The 10,000-nt window shown below is 34.9% G+C and carries 10 protein-coding genes; 3 read left to right on the forward strand and 7 right to left on the reverse strand.

Annotated elements, in window-relative coordinates; all coding sequences use genetic code 11:
• The coding region (gene pyk / locus LDL23_RS01275) for a pyruvate kinase (RefSeq protein WP_291264085.1) at positions 1 to 1,399 on the forward strand (1,399 nt) is incomplete at its 5' end.
• A gap of 74 nt (positions 1,400 to 1,473) precedes the next feature.
• On the opposite strand, the gene LDL23_RS01280 is transcribed toward pyk, so the two are convergent.
• From LDL23_RS01280 to LDL23_RS01290, 3 genes are all read right to left on the reverse strand, one after another.
• Positions 1,474 to 1,989, reverse strand: coding sequence for a PAS domain-containing protein (locus LDL23_RS01280; protein WP_291264086.1), 516 nt, complete (start codon positions 1,987 to 1,989; stop codon positions 1,474 to 1,476).
• 81 nt (positions 1,990 to 2,070) lie between these two features.
• Positions 2,071 to 3,168: a DNA polymerase IV gene (gene dinB / locus LDL23_RS01285; protein ID WP_291264087.1), complete on the reverse strand. Its 1,098-nt coding sequence runs from the start codon at positions 3,166 to 3,168 to the stop codon at positions 2,071 to 2,073.
• A gap of 3 nt (positions 3,169 to 3,171) precedes the next feature.
• A complete protein-coding gene (locus LDL23_RS01290; RefSeq protein WP_291264088.1) occupies positions 3,172 to 5,202 on the reverse strand; it encodes a recombinase in 2,031 nt (676 codons plus the stop codon).
• A 78-nt stretch (positions 5,203 to 5,280) separates the two neighbouring features.
• Between LDL23_RS01290 and LDL23_RS01295 the strand changes: the two genes are divergently transcribed.
• Positions 5,281 to 5,748: a CYTH domain-containing protein gene (locus tag LDL23_RS01295; protein WP_291264089.1), complete on the forward strand. Its 468-nt coding sequence runs from the start codon at positions 5,281 to 5,283 to the stop codon at positions 5,746 to 5,748.
• A gap of 1 nt (position 5,749) precedes the next feature.
• The gene (locus LDL23_RS01300) at positions 5,750 to 6,181 is read left to right on the forward strand and encodes a YciI family protein (RefSeq protein ID WP_291264090.1); all 432 of its coding nucleotides are present in this window, start codon (positions 5,750 to 5,752) and stop codon (positions 6,179 to 6,181) included.
• On the opposite strand, the gene LDL23_RS01305 is transcribed toward LDL23_RS01300, so the two are convergent.
• The 4 genes from LDL23_RS01305 to LDL23_RS01320 all read right to left on the reverse strand — a co-directional run.
• The gene (locus LDL23_RS01305; protein ID WP_291264091.1) at positions 6,182 to 6,682 is read right to left on the reverse strand and encodes a septal ring lytic transglycosylase RlpA family protein; all 501 of its coding nucleotides are present in this window, start codon (positions 6,680 to 6,682) and stop codon (positions 6,182 to 6,184) included.
• Positions 6,683 to 6,728: 46 nt separating this feature from the next.
• Positions 6,729 to 7,154 carry a hypothetical protein gene (locus LDL23_RS01310; RefSeq protein WP_291264092.1) on the reverse strand — a complete coding sequence of 142 codons (426 nt, stop codon included), beginning with the start codon at positions 7,152 to 7,154 and terminating at the stop codon, positions 6,729 to 6,731.
• A 100-nt stretch (positions 7,155 to 7,254) separates the two neighbouring features.
• Positions 7,255 to 8,892, reverse strand: a complete 1,638-nt coding sequence (gene pgi / locus LDL23_RS01315) for a glucose-6-phosphate isomerase (protein WP_291264093.1) — start codon at positions 8,890 to 8,892, stop codon at positions 7,255 to 7,257.
• A partial coding sequence (locus tag LDL23_RS01320; protein WP_291264094.1) for a peptidoglycan DD-metalloendopeptidase family protein occupies positions 8,892 to 10,000 on the reverse strand: 1,109 nt, incomplete at its 5' end. The genes pgi and LDL23_RS01320, both read right to left, overlap by 1 nt.

The raw sequence follows: 10,000 nt of genomic DNA on the forward strand, positions 1-10,000 counted from the left end.
TACATTAGGCCCAGCTTGTAGCACAAAAGAAGTGCTTAAAAATATGGTGGATGCTGGAGTTAATGTCTTCAGAATTAACTTTTCACATGCTGATTATACGGATGTTAGTGCTCGAATTGACATGATTAGAGAACTAAACGATGAGTTTGGCTACACTACTTCCATCTTAGCCGATTTACAAGGTCCGAAATTGCGTGTAGGGGTAATGAAAGAAGACGTAGTAGTAAGCAAAGGCGATAAAATCACGTTCACTACTGCAGAAGATATCTTAGGAACCGCAGAGCGTGTTTACATGAACTACAAAGAATTTCCAAAAGATGTAAATCCTGGAGAAAGAATCTTATTAGACGACGGAAAATTAATTTTCGAAGTAACTAAAACTGATAAAAATACTGAAGTTGAAGCGGTAGTAATTCAAGGTGGTCCTTTGAAATCGAAAAAAGGAGTGAATTTACCAAACACAAAAGTTTCACTTCCTGCTTTAACGGAAAAAGATATTCGCGATGCTAAATTCGCTATCGAAAACGATGTGGATTGGATTGCATTATCGTTTGTAAGAACTCCAAAAGACTTAGAAGATTTGCAAGATTTGATTGCAGAACATTCGGATCATAAAATTCCGATTATTGCCAAAATTGAAAAACCAGAAGCGGTTGAAAACATTGATAAAATCGTAGCGTTTTGTGATGGATTGATGGTAGCTCGTGGTGATTTAGGAGTAGAAGTTCCGGCAGAAGAAGTGCCGTTAATTCAAAAGAAATTGATTAACCGTGCTAAAACTGCAAGAATTCCGGTAATTGTGGCAACACAAATGATGGAAACGATGATTACGTCATTAACACCAACACGTGCTGAAGTAAACGACGTAGCAAACTCGGTTATGGATGGTGCTGATGCGGTAATGTTATCTGGAGAAACTTCGGTAGGAAATTATCCTGTGGAAGTTATTGAAACTATGACACGTATCATTGAAAGTGTAGAAGATTCGCCATTAATTAAAGTGCCGTTATCGCAACCACAAGTAAAAAACCAACGTTATATTACCAAATCGATTTGTTACCACGCTTCACAAATGGCGGATACAATTAATGCTAAAGCAATAACAACGTTAACTAACTCAGGTTACACGGCATTTCAAATTTCTGCTTGGCGTCCTAAATCGCATATTTTAGTGTTTACATCTAACAAGCGTATTTTAACGCAATTGAACTTGTTATGGGGTGTAAGAGCCTACTTCTACGACAAATTAGTAAGTACAGATGATACAATTGAAGACATCAACTCCATTTGTAAAGAAAAGAAATACGTAAAAAAAGGCGACATGGTAGTAAACTTAGCCGCAATGCCAATCGTTGCTAAAGGAATGGTAAACACCATGCGTGTTTCTGAAATAGAATAAGCTTTACTTTTATAGTCATAAAAAAACGAGTGCTAGTAATTAGCACTCGTTTTTGTTTGTTGTATATTTTCGTTTTAAGCCGCTATTTTTTCAAACGCGATAAAATTAGTTACTTCACCTTTATTGTTGAAAATAGGAAATCCTTTGATGTGACATTTGTATAACGAACCGTCTTTACAATAATTGATTACGTTTTTCTCAAATGGTACTTTTTTTAGAATGGCTTGTCTGATTTCGAAACTGATATTGGAATCTGTTTTTGGACCTTGAAACATTTTTGGTGAGTTTCCAATGACTTCTTGTGCTTCGTAACCGTTCATTTTTTTGATGTTTTTACTAGCGAAAACAATTTTTAATTGCGCATCCGTAACCACTATAACGGTTTCTTCTTGTAAACTCTCTTTATAATCCCAAACCGATTTCCATTGATTTTTGTTAGCCATTTGATGCAACGAATTCACATCATGAAGCAACACATTCGTTTGCAATAAAAACTGAGAATAAATATCCCAAGACACCAACGGCATTGCTTTTATAGCCCCATTTTCATACTGTTTTGCAAACGCGGCATCGTAAACTTTGAATTCCATAACCTTGTAATTTGGGATAAAACTAAAAAGAAAAATGAAGCAACAAGTTAGAAAACACAACTTTAACGCTTGTTTAAGTTCCTAAAACTCAAACTTCAATTGTACCGAAACACTTTTTTGAGGCAACTCAGTTTTCGTTTTTTCTTCGTTGTTTAAATTGTGAATGGAAATACCTAGTAATCGCACTGAATTCTTTAAACGTTCTTGATACAATAAATCTTTGGCAACGTCTAAAATGATGTTTTTATCGCTTACGAAATAAGGCAAGGTTTTGCTTCGGGTTTGTAAGGTGAAATCGGAGTATTTTATTTTTAGGGTGATGGTTTTTCCTGATATTTTGCTTTTTTGTAGGCGTTTTTCTAATTCTTTGGCAATACTTTGCAAACGTTCTTCCATGAAAATTTCGGAAGATAAATTTTCTCCAAAAGTACGCTCTGCTCCTACGGATTTTATCTTACGATTCGGTTTTACGGCACTGTTGTGAATGCCACGACAAATTTGGTAATAATGAAAACCGCTGTTACCGAAATGTTTCTCTAAATACTCTAACGGTTTTTGCTTTAAATCATAACCTGTAAAAATGCCTAGTTGATACATTTTTTCAGCCGTTACTTTGCCAACGCCATAAAACTTTTTAATATCTAACTTTTCTAAAAACGCTTCTACCTCATCTGGGTTTACCGTTTTTTGTCCGTTAGGCTTGTTGTAATCGGAAGCTATTTTGGCTACAAATTTATTTACAGAAATTCCTGCCGAAGCCGTAAGTCCAACTTCTTCAAAAATGCGCTTTCTGATTTCTTGAGCAATTAATGTCGCGCTGGGATTGCCTTTTTTATTTTCGGTAACGTCTAAATAGGCTTCATCGAGCGATAATGGCTCAACTAAATCAGTGTAATCGTGGAATATCTTTCTGATTTTCTTTGAAATTTCTTTGTAACGATCAAATCGTGGTCGCACAAAAATTAAATCGGGACACAATTTCTTCGCTTGAATGCCGCTAATAGCACTTCGAACACCAAATTTTCTCGCTTCGTAACTTGCTGCTGAAACCACACCCCGAACTTCGCTTCCACCAACTGCCAAAGGTTTCCCTTTCAACTCTGGATTGTCCATTTGCTCTACCGATGCATAAAACGCATCCATGTCTACGTGAATTATTTTTCGGTAGTGTTCGCTCATAATTTATTCGGTAGGAAAAAAGAAACTCAACGGTTTTCTAAAGAAATGTTGCTTTATCGAAGTAAGAATCGGGCGTAACTCTGTCAATGGAATATTGCGCGAACGAAACGCCAATCCAAGCGACAAACCAAAACTTACTAAAAAGTTCACAAAACCAATAATTCCGATACCTAAAATACCCCAAAATAACATTGCATTGTTCACCATATAATCGGCGCCGTAAATAGCTAAGGCTAAGTTTCCACTGGCAAATGTAATGTGTCGAATATCCAAATTCAAACCTAAAAATAATCCAACCGAAGCCGTACTTCCAAGGAAAACTCCAAACCAAAAGTTAGAAATGATTCCAGCCCAATAGCGTTCGTACCATTTCGAAATTTTTTCGGCTTTCGCTTTTCCGAAATTTAATTTTAGTAACGGATGTTCTTTAATTCGATAATAGACATCAAAATGCTTATCACGATTCGCAATACTTCCTGAGATAATTCCCGACAAGAACAAGAAAAAACCGGCAATTGCCGCATGAAAAATCGCCATGGAATGTATTGGACTCAAATCAGTGATTAATTTTTCCCATTTGGTTTCGGCAATATTGTAATCAAACGCCAAATCGATTAACCAAATTCCTAAAAACGCCACTGGAAAAGCCATCAAGACATTTCCAACAAACGCAATAAACTGCGAACGGAACAATCGGGCAAATAAAATGGCGAAACTTTTGTGTTTTTCTCCATCGCCATTCGCTTGCTTTTTTAAACCGTCTTCTAAAGCATTAATTAAAGCAGAAGCTGTCATTGCTGGCTGTTTGGTTGCCAACGTAAATCCTAAAACATAAATCGCAATAAAACCAAACGAGTAATTCATGCTATACAAAAATGCCTGACCAAAATAACTACTATCGGCTTTAGAAAGCATGATTTTAATGATACATAAAAATCCAACAATTAATCCACCGCCCAGCGCTGCATACAACATTTTGAAATACTCCGTTTTGGATTCGGTTATATAGTGTTCGCCTGTTTTCGCGGTATGTTGCGTGATTTCGTACGATAATAATTGTGTGCTTTCGTTAAATAACTTTCTAACGTTGGTTTTTAAACAATTGTATTTAATCAGTTTTATCGCTAATTCAATTGATTTTGCTTTTTTGTCTTCGGGTTTATCGATTACCAAAAGCGGCATCAAAACACCAACGCGATACAACTGTTGTTTGATGCGCAACAGGTTTTGATTCACACGTAACGAAATTCCGTATTTAGAGGAGTTTTGAAAGGCCTTCTCAACAAATTCGTTACATTGGTTATACAACACTAACAATTGCTTGTAATTGATATCAGATGAAGTGGTGTAAAATTCCGATTCTTTATTGCGAATCGTATTCTCAATTGAATATAATTCTTTTTCAAAAGCGGCAAATGGACTTTCTAAATCGTTATATTCAGGAACCATTTTCATTACTTCGGTTTCCAATGCTTTTCCGCTGGTGCGTTGCGACAACAAATTGATAGCTTGCATCACTTCATACAAAGGAGAATTAACTGCAACCGATTCATAAATTGTTTCGAAATGAAATAATTCAAAAAGGATTTCTAACTCAGATTTTGGAATTTTATTAATCCAAACCGGATCAGAATCCACATAAAAAACCTGATTTAAAACATATTGTAAGGTGTCTTTTGGCGCTTGATAGGGTAAAATTTTAGCAAAAACACGCTTTTTAACTTCGTAAAAGAAATCTGTATCTTGAAGAATTCCAGCATCAGTTAAAATGGCATCGAAATTTTTACTTTGTAAAACCGTTTGCAAATACGCCACAAAGTTGATTCGTTCCTTATCGTTATTTGTAAAAAATTCGATTATAGGAAAAAGGCTTATGTGTTGAATCTTTTTAGGATTTCTTGGACGAATAGCATTAACCAATTGAACTAAAATATCAATTTCGTTTTCTTCGTCGCGCCATAATTGCAATTCATTAAAGTATTTTTTAAGAATTTCGTCGGGCGTAATGTGATTTTTGCTGATAAATAAATTCATAATTTTGGTCATAGAATCGTAAAGATACAAAGAGAAAGTATTTTTTAGTAATTTAGAAACCTAAATAAATATTAAATTTTGACAGAAATAGAGCGCAAATTTTTAGTCACGTCAACCGATTTTATCTCGGAAAGTACGACTCAGTTTAGAATTGTACAAGGCTATTTGAATTCGAATCCCGAGCGAACCGTTAGAGTTCGAATCAAGGGTAACAAAGGTTTTTTAACCATAAAAGGCAAAGGAAACGAATCGGGCATGAGCCGATTTGAGTGGGAAAAAGAAATCGCCATTTCTGAAGCTGAAGCTTTACTACCACTTTGCGAAAAAGGTAATATTGATAAAGTTCGTTACGAAGTTCCTATGGGAAATCATACGTATGAAGTTGATGTTTTTGCAGGTGAAAACGAAGGTTTAATAGTCGCAGAAATTGAACTACAATCAGAAAATGAATCTTTTGAAAAACCGAATTGGTTAGGCGAAGAAGTCACTTCTGACGAACGTTATTACAATGCTTTTTTGAGTAACAACCCTTTTAAATCTTGGTAAAATGAAAACACTTTTTGGAATACTTGCCTTGGTTTTATTATTTGCTTGCGGTTCAAACACCGTAATTTATCCTGATAAACCGAAAACCAATCACGAAACCTTTAGCTACAAAGAAGGCGATACTACTTATGTGATGCAGAAATATTTCTTAGTGATGCTAAAAAAAGGTCCCAATCGCGAACATTCGAAGGAAGAAGCTGCCAAAATCCAGAAAAAACATATGGAACACATCAACTGGTTAGCAAAAACGAATAAAATTAGTATTGCAGGTCCATCTGATAGTCATGAAAGTATTGCTGGATTTTTACTTTTCAACACTGAGACTATGAAAGAAGCAGATAGTTTGGCAAATCTTGACCCAGCGGTTAAAGCAGGAAGATTGGTAGTGGAAACGGTGCCTTGGTGGGCGTCAAAAGGTAGTAAACTGAAATAATTATTCTACTATTTCTATACTCACGCGTAAAGGAGAGCGTCCGTTATTGTGAGAAATATCTAAAAATGGGCGCTTTGCCATATCAATTTCTCTTTTTCGAGTGTGTGGCCCTCTATCGTTGATGGTAACTATAACGCTTTTGTTATTGGCTAAATTTGTGACTTTAACTTTAGTTCCAAATTTTAGCGTTTTATGCGCTGCTGTGTATTTTTTATTACTAAAAACTTGTCCGCTTGCAGTTCTTCTTCCATTTAATTTGTCGGAATAATGCGAAGCTTCTACGTTTTTCTTATATAATTTGGTTTTTAGATTCGCTAAAGAATCGACCACTTTAATTGAATCCGATTTTTTTATCGAATCTAGAAGTTGAAGGGAATCTTTTTTCTTAACGGTATCATATAAAGAAGCTTTTCTAACGAAATCAGATTTAGTTTCATTAGAAAAGCCTACTAATGCGGCAACAAGTAATACAAATGTAACTATTAAGATGTTTTTCTTCATAATTTATTTGATTTTGTTGACTTATTACCAAAGATTATACCAAAGACTAATTGAACCAATTAGCCCAAGGAAGTCTCGATAAGATTAATACTAAACCTAATGTATAGAAAACGGCAATCTTTTTGAATTTTCCGTTGTTACTTTCTTCTTTTTTGTGTTTTGACCATCCGATTGTAATTAACGCCAAAGCAATAATGTTAATTAATGGATGTTCTAACGAAGTTAAACGCGCAGCAGCGTCTTTCATGTTTCCTAATTGTTCTAATCCTAATGGAGAAACAAAATACAAAATCAAACCTACTAACAATTGAATGTGGCAGATGATTAAAGTGAATAAAGACAAACGCAAGTCTTTATCAGTAAATAATTTTTTAGAAGTTAATCCAAAAATGGCATTAAAAGAAGCTAATACTAAAAGCCCTAAAGCGGCATAAGCTAAGATAGAGTGAACGGATTGAATAGTTTCGTACATACCTAATTTTTTTTAAAGTGAACCACAAATATAGGAAATTAAAAACCCCTTACCCAAAAAAATGAATAAGAGGTTTTTTTTATGATGTCTTTTAAAAGACTTATTTCAGATAGGCTTTCAACAAAAACGAAGTTGAACTATCATGATTTTTTACTTCTTTTGATTCGATTTCTTCTAAGATAGAATTGGCCAATTGCTTACCTAATTCCACGCCCCATTGGTCATAACTGAAGATATTCCAGATGATTCCCTGCACAAAAATTTTGTGTTCGTACATCGCCACCAAAGCTCCTAATGATTCTGGTGTTAATTTATTGATGAGAATCGTATTTGTTGGTTTATTTCCCGAAAAAACTTTGAAAGGCAATAGAAAATCAGCTTTTTCACCTGTAATGTCTTGCTTTTCGAATTCAGCTTTAACTTGCGCTTCGGTTTTACCCATTAATAAAGCTTCGGTTTGTGCAAAGAAGTTTGACATCAACTTATCGTGATGGTCTTTGTTTCCATGAAGCGATTGTTTAAATCCGATGAAATCCGTTGGAATTAATTTGGTTCCTTGATGCATCAATTGAAAAAAAGCGTGTTGGGAATTAGAACCAGGTTCGCCCCAAATAATCGTTCCTGTTTGATACTTTACAGGATTCCCTTCTCTGTCGATACTTTTCCCGTTGCTTTCCATAAATGCTTGTTGCAAGTAGGGCGCAAGTTTTTGAAGATATTGTGTATAAGGAATAATAGCTTCGGTTTCTGTACCAAAAAAGTTATTATACCAAATGCTCAATAAAGCTAGAATTACGGGAATATTTTTATCGAAAGCTTCGTTTTTGAAATGTTCGTCCATTTCACTAGCACCTTTCGACAACTTATCAAAATTATCAAATCCAACGGCTAAACTTACAGATAAACCTACGGCGCTCCAAACCGAAAAACGACCTCCTACCCAATCCCACATTGGAAAAACATTGTCAGGGTGAATTCCGAATTCGGTTACTTTTTGGATATTGATTGAAACCGCTACGAAATGCTTGGCTATATCATCTTGTGAAGCGGATTGTAAAAACCAACTTCTAATGGTTTCCGCATTGGATAATGTTTCTTGTGTGGTAAACGTTTTAGAAACCACAACAAACAAAGTTGTTTCTGGATTTAATTTCTTGATTACTTCGCTAACGTGATCGCCATCAACGTTGGAAACAAAATGAACGTTTAAATGATTTTTATAGAATTGCAAAGCTTCTATCATCATCGCTGGACCTAAATCAGAACCTCCAATTCCGATATTCACGATATCAGTAAATGGTTTTCCTGTGAATCCTTTTTTATTTCCTGAGATAACTTCGTTAGAGAAGTTTTTGATTTTATTTTTTACCGAATACACTTCGTGCATTACATTAACGCCATCAACTAAAATATTGGCTGATTCTTTGGTACGAAGTGCCGTATGTAAAACCGCTCTATTTTCAGTTGTATTGATTGTATCGCCTTGAAAATAACTTGAAATAGCTTCTTTTAATTGCACTTCGTTAGCTAAATTCAATAACAAATCTAATGTTTCTTGATTGATTATATTTTTAGAATAGTCTACTAAAAAATCATTCCATTGAATATGAAATTTCTCCACTCTTTTCGCATCGGAAGCAAACAAATCCTTCATAGAAGTAAATTGCATTTTTTCGAAGTGCGATTGTATGTTTTGCCAAGCAGTAGTTTTTGATGGATTTATTTTAGGTAATGCCATTATTCTTTAAATTTTACCGCTGTGATGCTGTCTAATTCTTTCTTTAAAGGAGCAATATGCGCTAGATATTTTTGCTTGTGTGATTCGTTCATGGGTTCGGCATTTGGTAATTTCAGCCTAAGCGGATCTACTTGCACACCATTTTTCCAAAAACGGTAACAAACATGTGGTCCGGTTGCCAAACCTGTACTTCCTACTTTACCAATTACTTGTCCTTGTGAAACTCGTTGTCCGTTTCGAACCAAAATTTTAGACATATGTAAATATTGCGTAGAGTAAGTTGAGCTATGACGAACTTTAACAAAATTTCCATTACCCGCAGTGTAGCCTGTTCGTTCTACAACTCCTGAAGCAGTTGTTTTAATTGGTGTTCCGTGTGGTGCTGCGTAATCTGTTCCATTGTGGGCTTTAAAACGCATTTGTACAGGATGAAAACGTCTGCCTGAAAAACGAGACGAAATTCTAAAATAATCCAACGGAGCTTTTAAGAACATACTTTTTAAACCTTTTCCGTTTTCATCATAAAAATCTTCATATTTCTGATTTTCGGATAATTTATATGGGAAAGCGAAGATTTTCTTGCCTTTATGCTCAAAATAAGAAGCTTCAATGCTTTCCACTCCTACATAAATAGAATCATCGATGTAACGTTCGTTAATGGTAACCGCAAACTTATCCCCTTTTTGAATTTTAAAGAAATCGACCGTATAGGCATAAATATTGGCTAATTTATTAGCCAAACCAGCACTAACTCCGGCATTACCTAAAGTTTCGGATAACGAACCTTCAATTTCGGCAGCCACTACTCTTCTTTTTATGGTTGTTGGTTTCTTTTTATTCAAAACCGCGATTGAATCTCTAAAATCTACAACAGTATAGCTAATTCTATCTTCGATATAAACTAAAGCTTGAAGCATGTTCGGTTTTTTCTTATCAAGAAACATAATATAAGGTTTCCCTGCTTTAATTCTTCTAACATTGAATGAATCTTTTACTTTTTCGGTAACTTCATGAACTCGTAAACTATCTCTTAATGGATATTTTTCTAAAAGCTTGCCAAAAGTATCGCCAGAACGAATAGTATCTCTAACAACTTTATAGTCGTTAA

The organism is Flavobacterium sp. (assembly GCF_020217025.1).
In the GTDB taxonomy this organism is placed as follows: Bacteria; Bacteroidota; Bacteroidia; order Flavobacteriales; family Flavobacteriaceae; genus Flavobacterium.